Source organism: Klebsiella sp. GW_Kp182 (genome assembly GCF_040062275.1).
Lineage (GTDB): Bacteria > Pseudomonadota > Gammaproteobacteria > Enterobacterales > Enterobacteriaceae > Klebsiella > Klebsiella michiganensis.
In genome coordinates this window covers 270,668-286,100 of the sequence record NZ_JBEAFQ010000007.1, presented here as the reverse complement: position 1 = coordinate 286,100, position 15,433 = coordinate 270,668, and the positions used below count along the sequence as shown (strand labels likewise).

Here is a 15,433-nt window from a genome sequence, read left to right as displayed (position 1 = left end):
GATTCTCCATAAATTAACGCATCAACATACCGCCGGTGACATCCAGAGTCGCTCCCGTCATATAGCTGGTTTTCGGAGAGACCATGAAGACGCCGATGTCGGCAATTTCGTGCGGCTGGGCTACCCGGCCCACCGGAATACGGCTGACGTAATAGTCAGGATTCTGCTCAATGTTTTTACGGATCATCGCGGTATCCATAATGCCGACGGCGATGTTGTTGACATTGATTTTCTGTTTCGCCACCTCGCGCGCCAGCGAGATAGAAAATGCCACCAGGCCCGCTTTACTGGCCGCGTAATGTGCATGACCGGTGGTCGAACCGTGGAAGGCCGCCTGAGAAGTGATATTCAGAATGCTGCCGGCCCGATCTTTCGCCAGGCAGTGGTTGACAAACATCTGGCTCAGGTGGAAAACCGCCTTCAGGTTGACGTTCATCACGCTGTCCCACTCCTGCTGGGTGATTTCAGTGACGTAGCCGCTTAGCCAGATCCCGGCGTTGTTGACCAGAATATCGGCGTTCCCCAGCCGCTCAATGCAGGTCGCGAACAGATTCTCCCGGCTTTGCTCATCGGAAAGATCGGTTTTCACCGCAATAATCTCGACGCTGGCGCTATTTTTTACCGTATCGATCAGCTGCTCCGGGCGCTCCTCATCACGCATATAGGTGAAGCAGATGTTGACTCCTTCTCTAGCGAGGGAAAGGACAAACTCTTTGCCCAGTCCCGTTGCGCCGCCGGTGACGATAGCCGTGCGGTGGTGTAAATTCAGATCCATACTTTCCTCGCTTAATGCGTGATGTAGTTACTGCAGCTTTTCCACGGAGACTGCATTTCCGATAGCAGATTTTTGTAGAGCTGATACTTATCCTGATAGACCTTGTTATTGTCCGGGTTTGGCGTGACCGTTCGCGAAACGTGAACCATCTCATTTGAGGCGGCAAAGACGTCATCAAACCAGCTAACCATGACCGCGGCGGTCATCGCGGTGCCCAGGGTGCCGTGCTCTTTCACGTCGACAATCTCCAGAGTGGACTGGAAAATATCGGCGAATATCTGCAGCCAGACCGCAGAGTTAGTGACGCCGCCCGCAATCCGAATGGTGCGGCTTAGATCAGGGTTGATGTTGCGCAGACGTTCGGTGTGATAAAGGTGGCTGAAGGCGACCCCCTCGTAGATAGCGCGCAGAAAATGCGCTTTTTTATGGAAGCTATTCAGGCCGATAAACCCCGCGGAGGCGTCCGGGATGGTGTTGGAGCCGAAGACAAACGGGAAGAACAGCAGGTGGCTCTCGGCGGGCGTTGTCGTGGAGACCAGCTCATTGCACAGATCGTAGACTGACGATCCCTGCGCTGCCGCGGCGGTGCGATCGCCTTCCATAAAGTTATTGATAAACCACTCCAGATTACTGGCGGATGTGGGGCTGGCCTCGGTAATTAACCATTTGCCCTCAATCGGATAAATCGAGGTCATAAAGAGATCCCGGTCGATAACCGGATGGTCGGTCACGTATTCATTGATGCTCCAGGTGCCGGTAATAATCGCCAGCTTATCCAGCGTATTGATGCCGGAAGCGATGGATGACGCCGAGATATCAAACACGCCGCCCGAGACAGGCGTGCCGGCAGACAAACCGGTTAGCTGCGCGACGTCGTCGGTAATGTAGCCGCAGCAATCGGTGGAGCGTTTAATGGGCGGAAGCTTGTCGCGCAGATCGCCGAGCCCCCACCAGGCCAGCAGCGAGGCATCATAGTCACGGTCGCGAACGTTGATCAGGTTAGTCCCTGAGATATCGGTAAGTTCGAGAAAGGCTTCGCCGGTCAGATAAAAACGAATCAGATCTTTGACCATGAATATGTAGCGCGCGTTGTTCAGCGCTTCAGGCTCGTTCTCTTTCAGCCAGGCGAGGAGGGCGACGGGCTGGCCTGCCCAGATGGACTGCATGGTTTTGGGCAAAATGTCGCTGACAAACGTCGGGTCGCGGTACCACTTTTCAACCCAGCCCTTAGCCCGGCTATCGGTGGAAATGATCCCGTTGCGCACCGGGGCGCCCGTTTCATCCACCATATACAGCCCGTTGCCGTGGCCGGTGACCGCCACGCCTTTGATCTGGCTGGCGTCGATCCCCGACTGCGCGAGGGCCGTTTTAATGACTTCAACGTTGGCCGCCCAGAGTTCGTTGATATCTCGCTCGGTGTGAAATTCCTTCGGGGTCAGCATTTGCGTAGACTTCGACGCGCTGGCCACCACGTTGCCGGCGCGATCGTAAATCGCCGCTTTTGTGACGGTGCCGCCGTTATCAATGCCCATGACGTAGTGTTGTTTCATTGACGTGGACTCCTTATGCGTTACCATAAACCGGGTTCGCTGGTAGTAATGCCTTTAAATCCGGCATGGAAAATTTTATCTACAAGGTATTTCCGCTTTACAAAGCCTCCGGCGATGAATATCACGTCAAAGCCTTTTAAATTCCGGCTAATCAATTCCAGACACTGGCAGGCATATTCAGCAGGTAGGATTTCAATAGCATCTGGCGGGTTATGCTTAACAATATCGATGGAGTGATCCAGCGAACGCGAGTCGATGAGCAATACCCGGAAGATAGTTAACAATCCCTCTTTTTTGGCATAGCGTAGGGCCGAGAGATTGGACGAAATAACACCATCAACCTTGTAGTAATTTTTGAGCAGACTGATCCCCGCCTGGTCGGGTTTAAAACCGCCCAGTAGCTCCAGGTGAATAAGCACTTTTTTGCCGCGCTGATGGCATTTGCCAATCAGCGATTGCAGGTTGCCGATATTTGCTTCGGACAGCAGTACGTATTCTGATGCGCAGGCCAACGCCTGTTCAAAATGTTTATATTTTCTGACGGAAGGAATGATGGTGTTATTTAAGAACATATTAATATCCGATGTTATTTAGCCATGTAGAGGCTGTAGGCATCTTCCGCTGTGGCATTTTCATGGATGATGGCGTTCAGACCTGCTACTACTTTTGCCGGCTGTGGGTCCTGAGTAATATTGCGGCCCACCGCCACGCCTTTTGCACCCACCTGCATACAGTGCTGCACAAATTTAAAATAACCGTCGATGCCGGTTTTCGGGCCGCCCAGCGCGAGTACCGGCACGCCGGCCGCTTCGACGATAAGCCGATCATCTTCGGTACCGGTAAAGCGGGTTTTGATCACGTCAGCCCCCAGCTCTACGGCGATGCGGGCCGAGGCGGCGATAACGGCCGGGTTGTTGGAGTCGTCGCTGGTCACGGGATAGCCGTACGGCAGGGATTCCACGATCAGCGGCACGTTCCAGCGATCGGCGGCCTGCGCCAGCTGCATCGCCATGATGTGCGTTTTCTCTTCATTGAACGCGCCGGGGAAGGTCATGCACACCACGCCTTCCGCAGCCACTTTCAGCGCATCCTCAATGGAAAAGACGGGGGTCGTATCGGGAACGGTATTATCAAAAATATTCACTGTGCTATCGACGCGTAATACAACGGGAACGCAATTGAAAACTTCGCGGAAATTTTTCAACATGCCATAAGTGACCAGCGCGCAGTCCAGGCCGCTTTCAACAAGGGCCGGAAGCTGATTTATCGTATTATCAATACCATTTGTTTTGCTTGAAAAATAGTAGCCATCCAGCGCCAGCGTGACGGATTTACCATCTTTTGCGAAAATGCGAGAGAGACGACGTTCTTTAGACATTTTTTGACTCCTGAGATAGAAAAAAACAAAAAAGGCCCTCAGAGACTTTCGTCTCTGAGGGCCTTCGATTCACTTACCCTTTTGATAATCGTTCAGTAATCCAAACCATTATCAATTAATTTTTCAGCCTGACGGGTAGGGTTTAAATGGTGTTTAATTTAAATCCGTTCCCTTGCTTGAATTAATTACTAGCATGCCGGCGTTCTTTCTGTCTAGCCGTTGTTGATAAACTGAGATGCTTATCACGAATTAAACTTGAGTTTAATCTTATCGGCGCTTGCGAATTTGAACACCAACAGCCGATTTTATTGTGCTTATGCTAAGAGTAAAAACTCTATCGTCAACTGCGCCAGCAGCAGCAGCAGGGCAATCAGCGCCAGCCATTTCGCCGGACGCAGCTTATGCTGCGGAATAGAGGTATTACGCAAACGCACGAACCATGGATTGTTTTTCATTATTGACGTCCTGTCCCTGATGTCTGTTAACGGGATCGACAGAAACTGAATGACGATCTAATTAGCTGATATTAATGGATTAGTCGGCAATAACCCATGAATAAATGAAGCTGGTTTAGCTTTCATTCAATAATTGGGACTCAAATCATATACAAAATAAATCAGGATAAGGGTCCGTCAATAAATGCTGTTTCAGACCCTCATCTGGCTATCGCTTGCTGACAGGGCGTCCGCTGTCTTCAGAGTTCATGATCCCAGGGCGGGTTAGCGCCCGGCCTGGAAACCGTCACCGCTGCGGCGCGCATCCCCAGATCCACCGCCTGGCGAACCTGCTCGCGTGACAGTGTCACTAGTTTCTCCTTCTCCAGGAGCCCGGCCTGCGAGAGGCTGGCGAGAATACCGGCATTCACCGTATCGCCCGCGCCGACGGTATCGGCCACCGCTACGCGAATAGCGGGCACATGCAGATGAAAATCAGCGGTCCAGGCATCAGCGCCGTCAGCGCCGCGGGTGACCACGATGAGCTTCGGCCCCCGCGCCAGCCAGCGGCCTATCACCTCATGCTCTTCGCCGGGTTCGGCAAACCACGCGAGGTCCTCATCGGAAAGCTTGACGATATCCGCCAGCGCAATCATGCGCCTCATGCGCGCCAGGTGTTTCTGCCGGTCCGGGATGAAAATTTCACGAATATTAGGGTCGAGGAACATCACCCGACGCGGCGCTTCCCTTACCATCAGCGCTTCATAAACGCTGCCGCACGGTTCGGCGATCAGGCTGATGCAGCCGAACAGAACGGCGGAGACGTCATCCCCGAGCGTCGGCAGGTCGTTTTCAGTCAGCATTCGACCGGCGCTATTCTCATCGTAAAAGGTATAGCGGGCCTGACCGCCTACCAGCCTGACGAAGGCGAGGGTGGTGGGCAGCGGCGCGCGGGTTGAGGGCGAATAATCCACGCCGGAGGCGTCAAGCGTGTGGCGCAGCATGTCACCCATAAAATCGTCCGATAAACCGGAAAACAGCGCGACCGCCATCCCCTGGCGACCCAGGGCGACGGCGGTATTGAACGCCGCCCCGCCAACGCAGGGAGTAAAGGCGGGGGCATTCTCGCGGCTCCGACAGGGCAGCATGTCGATGAGGGCTTCACCGCAGCAAAGGATCATGGCTTTTCTCCCTGGCTCACCGCGACCGCCGGCGGGGTTTCCAGCCGATCGGCTACCTGCATCCAGTTTTCGGCAAAACGTCCGCAGGCGGTCTTGATATCGACGCCGACGGGGAGCTCCGGACACTCGTTTTCGCCGTTGCTGCCCCAGTTAACCCATCCGGACTGGCGGCGCTGGACTATCTGAAACGCGCCGGAGGGGCGGGAGGTCCACCAGATCATCGCCCGGCCGCTCGCTGAATCATACTCGACGGTTTTACTGGCCGGCCCGGGAAAGATGGTTTCATCCGCGACGGCGGAAACGTCAACGGGCGAATCGGTCAGCAGCCATTCCCGCTCGGTGAGATCGGCTCTGCGATGCGCCCGGGCGCGAACCTGGCTCAGCCGTTCGCGAATCTCCGCCTCATCGAGCACGTTCTCCCAGCGGCAGAACATCCGCCAGTAGAGATCCCAGTGGGCGGAGGCCATATCGGCGAGCTGTTCGCGGAATTCGGTAAATTTCGGGCTCTGGTTTTCCGAGGTGGTGACGGTATTGGCCACCATGGCGACCAGCTCTTCGGCATAGGGGTCGCCCGCGCGATAGCGGGTGCCGCCGTACGCCGCGAAGCGATCGAACAGCAGTTTTCCCGGGCCGCTCTCAAATTCGTCGCCGACGGTGATCTTGTTGGTCACCGAACGGCCGTTAATCACCGTTGAAAAATCATCTACGCAGTAGCGCCGCTGAAACCAGGGCGTGTTCCAGCTAAATTTCCAGTCGATGGAGAAACGTTTACCGCGCAGCTCCGGTAATAATCCGTCGGGGATCGCGCCGCGCATGCGGTAGTGATGATAGACCGGGCCTTCCTCGAGGATCTCAATATCAACGAGGGTATGCTCCGGCGGGTTTATCAGCCCATTTTCCGGGGTGAAAAACGGGCCGTAAAACCCGCCAATGGCGTTATTTCCGGAAGGAAGCAGCTCGACGTTGTCCTGCAGCGCGCGAAAATGGCGCAGCCCCCACTTGGATGCACCGACGCCCTGGGCGGTTCCCCGACACATTTCCAGATCGAAACAGCCGGTATTGAGACGGACAAAACAGTCCTTTTCCCGGCCAGGCAGCCGGTGGATACCGGCGATTTCACCGACTTCCGCCGCCGTGAGCGGGCGGTCAAGCCGCATCTTGAGGGTCCCGCTGAAGCTGACCGTCGCGATAAAAGCGGTACGGCTTGCCGACGACTCCTGCTCAAGGCGCTGGCACAGGATCCGCGCATCCTCGTCGGTAATCGCCCACCACAGGGGCTCCTGCAGTTTCTCCGGGAGAGTAAACGTAATCGGTTCGCGATCCCGGGTACCGTTCATCGGGTCCGTCAGCGTAATGTGATATGTCATGAGGGTATACTCCATTAAAATTTAAGCGTGCGAAGACCCGCCGCCAGCGCGGCGGATAAACAAAGCGTCAGGGAAAGCTAGCGGGTACGGGCGATCTCTTTTTTCCGCCAGAAGGTAAACAGCTCCGGATGCTGCTTCAGCCCGTCAATCGCCACGGCAAGAATGATGACGATGCCTTTAATCAATAGCTGGGTGAAAAAGGGCACGCTCAGCAGAATCAGGCCGGTGCTGAGTACGCCAAGAATAATCGACCCAATCAGGGTGCCGATAATCCGCCCGCGTCCACCGGCGAGGCTGGTGCCTCCCAGCACCACCGCCGCAATGGCGTCCAGCTCATATCCCGTACCCGCCGTGGGCTGGGCGGAAATCACCCTGGCGGCGAAGATAATTCCCGCCAGACCCGCGCAGACGCCGGCAATCATGTAGACCGCCGCCAGCACGCGTTTGACCCGTACGCCGGCCAGGCGCGCGGCCTGGGCGTTGCCGCCGACGGCATAGATATGACGGCCGAACCGCGTGCGCTCAAGAATGAACCACGCCAGCAGATAAACAATCAGCATAATAATGACCGGCACGGGGATACCGGCAAGATAGCCATTTCCCAGCTCGCGGAAGCTCAGGCTGCTCGACACAATAGGCTGCCCTTCGGTAATGGTGTAGGCCATACCGCGCAGGAAGGTCATGGTGCCGAGAGTGACGATAAAGGGCGCGAGAGCGAGATAGGCGGTGAGCACGCCGTTAAGCAGGCCGCACAGCGCGCCCACGCCAACGCCGGCCAGAATCGCCAGCGGCGCAGGGAGCCCGGCCATCGCCGCGACCACTGAGACTACGCCGGAAACGGCGACGATTGACCCGACGGATAAATCAATGCCGCTGGTTAAAATGACGAAGGTCATGCCCGCCGCCAGAATAGCGTTGACGGAAATCGAGCGGGCGATATTCAGCAGATTATCGACGCGGTTAAAGTTTGGCGCGAGGGTGGACATCAGGATCAGCAGCACCAGCAGAACGATTAAGATCCCCACCCGATCCCACCATTTCGCAAAATCAAACGGCGCTTTGACCGGCAGTTCCGTCACAGGTTTATTGTTGTCCATGGCATTCTCCGGATTGACTGGTAAAGGTTCCTGTTGCGTGCAGCATCACTTCTTCTTCCGTGGCTGAAAACGAGGGTAACTGATGAACGATTCGCCCGCCGCGCATGACCAGCACGCGGTCGCTAATGCCGATGGCCTCCGGTAAATCGGAGGAGATCACCAAAATGGCTTTCCCGGCGCGGGCGAGCTTGTCGATCAGTTCGTAGATTTCCCTTTTGGCGCCGATATCCACGCCGCGGGTCGGTTCATCGAGAATAAGCAGCCTCGAATCGCGCAGCAGCCAGCGCGCCAGCGCCGCTTTCTGCTGGTTTCCGCCGGACAGGGCGCTGACGGGCAGTTCAACCGCATTTTCCCGCAGCCGCAGCCTGCGCATCTGCTCAAGGACGGCGGCGCGAATCGTCTTGCGTTTCACCACGCCGCCGGCGACAAAGTTATCCAGCGAGCTGATATCAATGTTGTGCTCAACCGAATGCCCCAGAAACAGTCCCTGAGTTTTGCGGTCTTCGGTCACCATCCCGATACCGTCGGCGATAGCGGCGGTGGGGTCTACCGGATTGCTCGTCCGGCCGTCAATGCGCACGCTTCCCCGGGTGCGCGGGTCGGCGCCGAAGAGCAGGCGAGCGACTTCGGTTCGCCCGGAGCCCACCAGACCGGACATGCTGACCACTTCGCCCGCGTTGACCTCAAAGGAGACCGGGCCGGTCGCACTGCCTGCCAGGTCCCTGACTTCCAGCAGTACCTTGCCGGGCGTACGCGGCTCGTGCTGATAAAGATCGACGATTTGCCGGCCGACCATCATGCGGACGATATCGGTGGTTGAGACGTTGCCGAGGATTTCCGTGCCGATCCACGTGCCGTCCCTGAAGACCGTGACCCGGTTTGCCAGCTGCCATACCTCTTCCATGCGGTGCGAGATATAGACCATCCCGACGCCATCCTGACGCATCTGCTCGATCAGCCGGTATAGCTGGAGAGTCTCCGCCCGCGACAGGGCGGCGGTCGGCTCATCAAGCACCAGCACTTTGGCGTTTTCACTGACGGCGCGGGCGATCTCGACCATTTGCTGACGCCCGATACTCAACGAGCCGAGCGGCGCCTGCGGGTCGATGTCCGCGTTAATCCGATCCAGCTTCTCTCTGGCCTCCCGGTGCATCCGTTTGCGATCGAGAATACCGGCGAAAGCGGTCGGTTCCTGGCCGAGAAACAGGTTTTCCGCCACCGTCATATCGGGAACCGTATTCAGCTCCTGGTGGATAATGGCGATGCCATATTTGCGGGCATCCCTGGGCGTGCGAATATCAATCTCCTGCCCGTCGATAAAAATAACGCCGCTATCGCGCTGCTCGTTACCGGAGAGGATCTTCATCAGCGTGGATTTGCCCGCGCCGTTTTCCCCCATCAGGGCATGGACCTCTCCGGCGAATAAATCAAAGCGTACGTTGTTCAGCGCCAGGGTCGCGCCGTAGCGTTTTGAAATCCCTTCCAGCCTGAGCAAGGGAGGTGATGTTGTATCGGCCATTGTCTTTGCCCTCCGGGATGAACCTGAGCGTCATCCCGTTTTTGCCTCTTAAAGTGACGAAGTGATTACCAGCCCGGATAGCTGTCGACGTTATCGCGGGTGACCAGTACGCTGGGGATCAGGACGGTATGGGAGGCGATCGGTTTGCCGTCGACCATATCCTGAGCAAGCGTGATGGCCTGGCGCACCATTTCGCCCGGATTTTGCGTTGCGGTACCGATAAACGGCGAGCCGCTGCGCTTAAGTTCTTCAACCGCTTCCGGGCTACCGTCGACGCCGGTAACTTTGATCGCGCCCGCTTTGCCCGCCTGTTCAACGGCCAGTACCGCACCGAGCGCGGAAGGATCGTTCATGCCGAAAATACCGGCGACGTCCGGATTGGCCGTGAGCATGTCGGTGGTCACCATCAGGCCGGAAGCGCGGTCGTTGCGCGATGCCTGCTGGCCGACGATTTTGATATCCGGGTATTTTTGCGCGACGTTTTTACAGCCTTTGATGCGGTCGATAATGGTCTGAATCGGCGTGCCATCCACCAGCAGCACTTTGCCTTTGCCGCCCATCTGGCTGAACAGGTATTCGCAGGAGGTTTCCCCGGCCTGGATGGCGTTGGTCATGATCGCCGCGTCTGCGCCTTTCGCGGGCGTATCGACCGCGATAACGATAATTCCGGCGGCTTTTGCCCGCTGAATGGCCGGCTCGATCCCGGACTCATCGACGGCGGAAATAATAATGAGATCCACTTTCTGCTGAATAAACGCGTCAATCTGCGTGTTCTGGTTTGCCAGATCGACCTGCGCATCCTGTACGTTAAGGGTTGCGCCGATTTGCGCCGCGGCCTGCTTAGCGTTCCTTTCCATTGCCGAGAAGAAGGGGTTGGACATGTCCTGCACCATTAAGCCGATGCGGGAGATTTTTTTGCCATCCTGCGGCGCGGCGCTGGCTGCGGGAATAAACCCTGTCATGGTGGTGATTACCGCGCTAACCGCGACAGCCAGCCATGCTTTGCGAAGTTTGGTCATATTCTGCTCCTTTCATTATCGTGTGGTATAAGGTACGGCCAGGTGTGGGGAAGCCTCAGAAATAATCCCCTGATGTTGTTTTTCGGTAGCGACTGAAATTCAGCCGTTATTTACATCGCTAAAATGATGAGCGCGTATAGCACGCCGTAGCCCGCTTTTTTGTCGGGTGGCGCCTTACCCGGCCGACGAAAACCGCAAGCGCCGTTTCTGTCGGCCCGTGCAGGGGAAGCGCCGCCGGGCAATGCCGTCCGGGCGGTACGTTGTCAGCAATCTTTTTAATAGTTATTCATTTTCTACAGCCGCAGGACTGGCGAATAACCAGTTCGGCGGGAACTTTACGCTGGGTATTAATTTCTCCTTTTCCTTCCGGATTAATTAACTGGATAAGCATTTCAGCCGACTGCCTGCCAATCTCTTCGCTGTTTTCATTGAGCACCGTTAGCGGCGGATTTAATAGCGGCGCCCAGTCGAATTCATCGTAGGCGATAAGCGCCATATCGTTGGGGATGGCTATCTGGCGCTGCTGAAGCTGTTTAAGTGAACCCAGCAGAATAGGGTTGTTACCGGCAATAAGCGCGTCCGGCAGCGATGTCTGGCGGTCCAGGTATCGGCTCAGGGTGTCCGCAGCCGACTGCGCGTCGTTCTCCGTTTCGACAACTTCAAGCGTTGCGCCGCAGCGCTCTGCGGCCTCGCGAATACCGCGCTCGCGTTCAAAACGCGTGGTCCAGCGGTCCGGGTAGATGAGGAGCAGCCAGCTTTTATAGCCGTGCTGCGCCAGATGGTTCCCCACCAGCAGGCTGGCCTGATAATTGTCGGTCGTGACGCTGGGAAAGTTGTGCTCGCCGCGGGGAGGTGAGTCAACGAAGACGACCGGAATATCCCATTTCGCCAGCAGGCTCAGGCTTTCCGGCTGAAGCGTCACCGTCGAAATGATCCCGGCCATTCGCGACTCGATCAGGCGGTTAATCATGCGATCTTCCTGCGCGCGGTCGTAGGTACCGTTGACCGCGATATCGCCAAGCACTACGGTCCACTGCGACGGCTGCAGCATCTGCTGAATACCGGACATCAGGTTGAGGTAGTAAGAGTTCGAGGCATGGGCGGTAATCACCGCCACCGAGTCTCTGCTTGAGCGGCGTAGCGCCTGGGCCGCGCGGTTAGGTACGTAGCCGAGTTCTCGCGCCACTTTTAAAATCAGCTCCCGGCTGTCGTCAGCAACGCCATCGCCACCGTTTAGCGCGCGTGAAACGGTAAACATAGAAAATCCCGTCGCTTCACTTACATCCCGCATCGTTGCTTTACGCATATTTCGCTCTCTGCATTTATGAAATTACCCGCGATACAGACGGCTATTTCCTTGACCTAAACGTTTATGAGACTAAACATAAACGTTTAGGTTTGTTTGATCAGTGAGCCGCTTCTCGTTTTGTGAACAGAAGGTAAACAACGTCGTTTGTGAATGATTTCTATGTATTTATTGATTTAATGCATATTTAGCCCGCTTGCCGCTTTGCTACTCTTGAACGCATTCATTCACGGTCAGACAGGGTCGTCGCGTTGGAAATCTTTTTTTAACCCACTGAAAAGTATTCTCTAAATATTTTTCACATCGCAAAAATCACGGTCCGTTTTCGACGGATCCGCTTTTGTATGGGTTAAAAAAAGGTTCACCATGAAAATTACATGGAACGTCAGGCCAGTCGGCTATCAGCTGATTAGCAAGCGCTGCCCCGCCTGTCATGGGCAGCAGGATTTCACCCCGTCCGGCGCCTTCCGGGTCAACTCGCAAAAAAAAGTGCTCGATGTCTGGAGTATCTATAAGTGCGTGCGCTGCGCGTATACCTGGAACATCAGCCTGTTCTCGCGTTTGCCCGTCAGCAAAATCAATCCGCAGCTCTACGCGCGACTTATCGCTAACGATAAATCTGCCGTCGAGGCTTACTCTCACGATCCGGTCGTTCTGCGGCGTAATCGCGCGGCGCTATCGGGTACGCCTGACTTTGTGGTTCAGGAACGCTGGCGCATCAACCTTGTTCGCGCTTCTCAGGTGAGGGTGGATGTCAGAGTCACGCGCGCCTTTCAGACCAGCCTGCTGTCGGTCCTGAGACGAGCGCTGCGGCTTAGCGGTAGCGCGATCCGTCAACGTCTTCAATCGGGAGATATCGTCGGTATTACGCTGAAAGAACTGCGGGCGCCCAGGCTGCGGCCGGAGGGATATACGCTGTACATCACGAGGGAGGTTCTCCTGGCGCGCAGGCCTATTTCATTAAACGCGGGCTCAGCGCGCGGGAGACGATAGCCATTGCCCCGGATAGTTTTCTATCCGGGGAGCTGACTCGCAAAAATCGATTCGGGTTGCCGCAAGGGGCAAAATAGCCTTGCCTTTTATACTGTGAATTTATACAGTTTTTGGCGGCAGTACGGCGATAGTGTCCATCGGTACCCCGGATGCTGCGACGGCAAATTCTGTTAATAAAAGGAGAGTGCGATGTCTATGGATACGCGTAAAGAAGTGCTGTTTGTCCTCATCCAGGAGTACGCCGACTGGGAGTTCGCGCTGCTGGCACCGGGGCTGCGCCGCGGGTTTGGCGTATGGGAACCGCGATACGAAGTCAGAACCGTGGCTGCCGATGAGGGGCCGGTGAGGTCAATTGGCGGGGTGCGCTGCCTGCCGGATTATACCTTCGAGACGATACCCGATGATTACGCCGCGCTGGTGCTGGTGGGCGGAATGAACTGGTGGGGAGAGGAGGCCCGGCGGGTTGTACCTTTGGTAGAACAAGCGCAGGCCCGGCAGATTGTGGTAGGCGCGATATGCGACGCTTCGGCCTTTCTTGGCGCGCATGGCTTTCTCAATGATGTCGACCACACCTCGAACGGGCTGGCCTACCTGCAGAGCCGGGCGGGGTCAGCCTACAGCGGCGCCGCGCGGTACAGAAACGTGCCTTCTGTTCGCGACGGTAACCTGGTGACTGCCAACGGCGTTGGCTTTGTGGATTTTACCTGCAATATGCTGTCTGCCTTAAAGGCGGCCCGCCAGCAAGAGATCGAAGCCATGAGGGAGACGTTCAGGTCGGGAATGTTTACGGAAGGCTGATGCAGACAAGGCCGCGATTTGCATGGCCATTTGCCGAAATCGAATCATCTGGCTGAGAGCATCCGTCGCGATATTGAGAGATGCGCAGGGTTTCGCCATGCGCTAACCCTGCCTTAACTTTCCGGCGTGGGGCTTAGTCTGTGTTTGCGTAATAAACAAACGCCAGCTTGTTGCCGTCCGGATCTCTGACGTAGGCGCTGTGGAAACCTTCACCGTACTGCGGGCGGTGTCCTGGGGCGCCTTCATCACTTCCTCCCAGGCGTAGCGCCAGCTGATGCAACTGCTGAATATGCTCAACCGAACGTGCGTTCAGGGCCACCATAGCGCCGTTGCCCGCTGTTGCCTGTTGCTGGTTGAACGGTTTGCCAACGCACAGCCCGATGGTGCGGTTTCCGCTGAATGTCCCCCACGATGCGCCTTGCTCGCTGCGGCCGCTCCGGGGCTGCCCCAGCATCTCCATCAACGGGTCGTAAAAACGAATCGCGCGCGGCAGATCGTTAGTGCCGAGCATGATGTAGGAAAACATGACTCCTCCTCATTTTTCGCCTGAAGGTTGCTGCTGCCAATCTAGCAGCAAGGCGCGAGCACGGGCAGCCCGAGGAGCCAGAAATCATACCTCCGTCGCGATTCTTCAGCGATTTTGCCCGCGCGCGAGCCGACTGCTCAGCTCAGATCGTGCAAATCTTTATCATTCGGCGGCAGCAGTGATATCTGGTCGAAAGTAACCCGCAGGCCGCTGCGCTGCGGCGTGCAGCACATGATGCCGACCTTCGCCGCGCCGCCCGGAAAAGGGCACAGCCGCAGCAGCGGCCACAGTTGGCCATCCGTTGAATACTGCAGGCGCAGCGCTTCTCCGCGGCGGGTCAGACGCAGCCAGAACTCACCGGGGTCGCCCGGGAAAATACCGGTTGCCCAGTCTGATGTTCCCTGCGTCAGTACGCTACCGATAGCGGGCGCGCCGTCGTTGTACTCGATACCGGCCTTAATCCAGCGCCTGGCGTCCTGCATTAACATGATCCCTGCCTGGTCATACAGCGTACTGAAATCTGCTCGCACCCTTACCTGAAAGGTGAAGTCCCCCGCGGCTTCCGTGGCGTAGATATGCCCGGAAAAACGCTCAAACCCGTACCAGGTTTCGCGCCAGAAGTCGGTTTGCGCATCGGTGACGACGCGCAGTTCGCCGTCCTCTTCTGACCATGTCGCGGGTTCGTTAATCCATTGAAATATCTGATGCATCAGGCCTCCTGTCTTTGCTGAATAAGCGTTAAAAACCGCAGCGTGTCTTCGTCCGCCTGCTGCGCAAGGCGCGCATCCCACGCCGGACTGTCGGCATCGCAAAAGCCGTGCTGCGCATTGAACATCCGGCAGGCCACGGAGGGATATTTCTCCAGCTCGTTTTGCAGGGCGCGGGGATCGAACGCCGGCTCATGGCGGGCGAGAATCACCTGCGTTGGGCACGGAGGCGCCGCATCGCAGTACTGGCGGATCCGTGAACCGTAGTGGCAAACCGCACCGTCGCAGAGTCCGCTTCTGGCGGCCAGCCAGGCTAAGGTGGCGCCCACGCTGTAGCCGATAAGGATTAGCGTGCCGTATTTCGCTCTTAGCTCGGCCAGCAGCGACACGATGGCGGCGGTATCAAATCCGACGTTATCGGAAAAGTGGCGCCAGGCCTGCTCCTGCTGCTCATAGGCGAACGGCGCAGAGTGAGGGAAAAGCGCTGGCGTGTACGCATCGAAGCCGCGGCTGCGCCAGGTCGCGGCGGATCGCTGAATATGCGCGTTGATGCCGTAGATTTCATGCAGCAGGACGATGGCTTTATCGCAATCAGGTAACATAAATGCGCCTCGGTCGGATAAAAGAGGATTGCCAGATGGCCGAATGATGGTATCCGGGAAACCTGGCTAAATTTTGCAGCACTTAGGTCAGAGCAGCAAGCTCGCTTTTTACGCCATACCCTGCTCATTCCTCAGCGGTCAGGCGATATTGCCGGTGATTGATATTAATCATCACCGGCAT

Annotated in this window: 16 protein-coding genes; 2 read left to right on the top strand and 14 right to left on the bottom strand. The window is 56.6% G+C overall.

The features are described 5' to 3' along the window. Nucleotides 1–13: 13 nt before the first annotated feature. The 11 genes from ABLU88_RS09790 to ABLU88_RS09740 all read right to left on the bottom strand — a co-directional run bounded on the left by ABLU88_RS09790 (nucleotide 14) and on the right by ABLU88_RS09740 (nucleotide 11,626). Nucleotides 14–775 (bottom strand): SDR family oxidoreductase, encoded by a 762-nt coding sequence (locus ABLU88_RS09790; RefSeq protein ID WP_025106270.1) that lies wholly within the window; start codon nucleotides 773–775, stop codon nucleotides 14–16. 11 nt (nucleotides 776–786) lie between these two features. After that, nucleotides 787–2,325, bottom strand: coding sequence for an FGGY-family carbohydrate kinase (locus tag ABLU88_RS09785; RefSeq protein WP_025106271.1), 1,539 nt, complete (start codon nucleotides 2,323–2,325; stop codon nucleotides 787–789). Between the two features lie 20 nt (nucleotides 2,326–2,345). Then, the gene (locus ABLU88_RS09780) at nucleotides 2,346–2,897 is read right to left on the bottom strand and encodes a glycerol-3-phosphate responsive antiterminator (protein ID WP_004851068.1); all 552 of its coding nucleotides are present in this window, start codon (nucleotides 2,895–2,897) and stop codon (nucleotides 2,346–2,348) included. Nucleotides 2,898–2,911: 14 nt separating this feature from the next. Then, on the bottom strand, nucleotides 2,912–3,703 hold the full coding sequence (locus ABLU88_RS09775; protein WP_004851066.1) for a phospho-2-dehydro-3-deoxyheptonate aldolase: 792 nt from the start codon (nucleotides 3,701–3,703) through the stop codon (nucleotides 2,912–2,914). A 314-nt stretch (nucleotides 3,704–4,017) separates the two neighbouring features. Further along, nucleotides 4,018–4,158, bottom strand: coding sequence for a hypothetical protein (locus ABLU88_RS09770; RefSeq protein ID WP_004851064.1), 141 nt, complete (start codon nucleotides 4,156–4,158; stop codon nucleotides 4,018–4,020). A 239-nt stretch (nucleotides 4,159–4,397) separates the two neighbouring features. Continuing rightward, on the bottom strand, nucleotides 4,398–5,318 hold the full coding sequence (locus ABLU88_RS09765; protein WP_025106272.1) for a carbohydrate kinase: 921 nt from the start codon (nucleotides 5,316–5,318) through the stop codon (nucleotides 4,398–4,400). Then, nucleotides 5,315–6,685, bottom strand: a complete 1,371-nt coding sequence (locus ABLU88_RS09760) for a hypothetical protein (protein ID WP_025106273.1) — start codon at nucleotides 6,683–6,685, stop codon at nucleotides 5,315–5,317. The genes ABLU88_RS09765 and ABLU88_RS09760 overlap by 4 nt, the downstream gene beginning before the upstream one ends. Nucleotides 6,686–6,762: 77 nt before the next feature. Further along, a complete protein-coding gene (locus ABLU88_RS09755) occupies nucleotides 6,763–7,782 on the bottom strand; it encodes a ribose ABC transporter permease (RefSeq protein WP_064374663.1) in 1,020 nt (339 codons plus the stop codon). After that, nucleotides 7,769–9,301: a sugar ABC transporter ATP-binding protein gene (locus tag ABLU88_RS09750; RefSeq protein ID WP_025106275.1), complete on the bottom strand. Its 1,533-nt coding sequence runs from the start codon at nucleotides 9,299–9,301 to the stop codon at nucleotides 7,769–7,771. The genes ABLU88_RS09755 and ABLU88_RS09750 overlap by 14 nt, the downstream gene beginning before the upstream one ends. Before the next feature lie 65 nt (nucleotides 9,302–9,366). Beyond that, on the bottom strand, nucleotides 9,367–10,320 hold the full coding sequence (locus tag ABLU88_RS09745) for an ABC transporter substrate-binding protein (RefSeq protein WP_014229437.1): 954 nt from the start codon (nucleotides 10,318–10,320) through the stop codon (nucleotides 9,367–9,369). A 286-nt stretch (nucleotides 10,321–10,606) separates the two neighbouring features. Then, the gene (locus ABLU88_RS09740) at nucleotides 10,607–11,626 is read right to left on the bottom strand and encodes a LacI family DNA-binding transcriptional regulator (RefSeq protein ID WP_025106276.1); all 1,020 of its coding nucleotides are present in this window, start codon (nucleotides 11,624–11,626) and stop codon (nucleotides 10,607–10,609) included. A gap of 366 nt (nucleotides 11,627–11,992) precedes the next feature. On the opposite strand from ABLU88_RS09740, the gene ABLU88_RS09735 reads away from it, so the two are divergent. Then, nucleotides 11,993–12,619, top strand: coding sequence for a DUF1062 domain-containing protein (locus ABLU88_RS09735; RefSeq protein ID WP_014229435.1), 627 nt, complete (start codon nucleotides 11,993–11,995; stop codon nucleotides 12,617–12,619). A gap of 189 nt (nucleotides 12,620–12,808) precedes the next feature. Continuing rightward, nucleotides 12,809–13,417, top strand: a complete 609-nt coding sequence (locus ABLU88_RS09730) for a DJ-1/PfpI family protein (RefSeq protein WP_025106277.1) — start codon at nucleotides 12,809–12,811, stop codon at nucleotides 13,415–13,417. A 133-nt stretch (nucleotides 13,418–13,550) separates the two neighbouring features. On the opposite strand, the gene ABLU88_RS09725 is transcribed toward ABLU88_RS09730, so the two are convergent. From ABLU88_RS09725 to ABLU88_RS09715, 3 genes are all read right to left on the bottom strand, one after another. After that, a complete protein-coding gene (locus tag ABLU88_RS09725; RefSeq protein WP_025106278.1) occupies nucleotides 13,551–13,943 on the bottom strand; it encodes a VOC family protein in 393 nt (130 codons plus the stop codon). Between the two features lie 137 nt (nucleotides 13,944–14,080). Next, entirely contained in the window at nucleotides 14,081–14,653 is a 573-nt protein-coding gene (locus ABLU88_RS09720) for a DUF1349 domain-containing protein (protein ID WP_004851043.1), read from the bottom strand. Next, on the bottom strand, nucleotides 14,653–15,252 hold the full coding sequence (locus tag ABLU88_RS09715; RefSeq protein ID WP_025106279.1) for a dienelactone hydrolase family protein: 600 nt from the start codon (nucleotides 15,250–15,252) through the stop codon (nucleotides 14,653–14,655). The genes ABLU88_RS09720 and ABLU88_RS09715 overlap by 1 nt, the downstream gene beginning before the upstream one ends. Nucleotides 15,253–15,433 lie beyond the last annotated feature (181 nt).

What these genes read in the sequence shown, in the direction of transcription:
- ABLU88_RS09755 (WP_064374663.1), bottom strand. Translation starts at nt 7,782, where the DNA reads ATGGACAACAATAAACCTGTGACGGAACTGCCGGTCAAAGCGCCGTTT.
- ABLU88_RS09735 (WP_014229435.1), top strand. Translation starts at nt 11,993, where the DNA reads ATGAAAATTACATGGAACGTCAGGCCAGTCGGCTATCAGCTGATTAGC.
- ABLU88_RS09790 (WP_025106270.1), bottom strand. Translation starts at nt 775, where the DNA reads ATGGATCTGAATTTACACCACCGCACGGCTATCGTCACCGGCGGCGCA.
- ABLU88_RS09770 (WP_004851064.1), bottom strand. Translation starts at nt 4,158, where the DNA reads ATGAAAAACAATCCATGGTTCGTGCGTTTGCGTAATACCTCTATTCCG.
- ABLU88_RS09765 (WP_025106272.1), bottom strand. Translation starts at nt 5,318, where the DNA reads ATGATCCTTTGCTGCGGTGAAGCCCTCATCGACATGCTGCCCTGTCGG.
- ABLU88_RS09725 (WP_025106278.1), bottom strand. Translation starts at nt 13,943, where the DNA reads ATGTTTTCCTACATCATGCTCGGCACTAACGATCTGCCGCGCGCGATT.
- ABLU88_RS09740 (WP_025106276.1), bottom strand. Translation starts at nt 11,626, where the DNA reads ATGCGTAAAGCAACGATGCGGGATGTAAGTGAAGCGACGGGATTTTCT.
- ABLU88_RS09760 (WP_025106273.1), bottom strand. Translation starts at nt 6,685, where the DNA reads ATGACATATCACATTACGCTGACGGACCCGATGAACGGTACCCGGGAT.
- ABLU88_RS09785 (WP_025106271.1), bottom strand. Translation starts at nt 2,325, where the DNA reads ATGAAACAACACTACGTCATGGGCATTGATAACGGCGGCACCGTCACA.
- ABLU88_RS09715 (WP_025106279.1), bottom strand. Translation starts at nt 15,252, where the DNA reads ATGTTACCTGATTGCGATAAAGCCATCGTCCTGCTGCATGAAATCTAC.
- ABLU88_RS09750 (WP_025106275.1), bottom strand. Translation starts at nt 9,301, where the DNA reads ATGGCCGATACAACATCACCTCCCTTGCTCAGGCTGGAAGGGATTTCA.
- ABLU88_RS09745 (WP_014229437.1), bottom strand. Translation starts at nt 10,320, where the DNA reads ATGACCAAACTTCGCAAAGCATGGCTGGCTGTCGCGGTTAGCGCGGTA.
- ABLU88_RS09775 (WP_004851066.1), bottom strand. Translation starts at nt 3,703, where the DNA reads ATGTCTAAAGAACGTCGTCTCTCTCGCATTTTCGCAAAAGATGGTAAA.
- ABLU88_RS09730 (WP_025106277.1), top strand. Translation starts at nt 12,809, where the DNA reads ATGTCTATGGATACGCGTAAAGAAGTGCTGTTTGTCCTCATCCAGGAG.
- ABLU88_RS09780 (WP_004851068.1), bottom strand. Translation starts at nt 2,897, where the DNA reads ATGTTCTTAAATAACACCATCATTCCTTCCGTCAGAAAATATAAACAT.
- ABLU88_RS09720 (WP_004851043.1), bottom strand. Translation starts at nt 14,653, where the DNA reads ATGCATCAGATATTTCAATGGATTAACGAACCCGCGACATGGTCAGAA.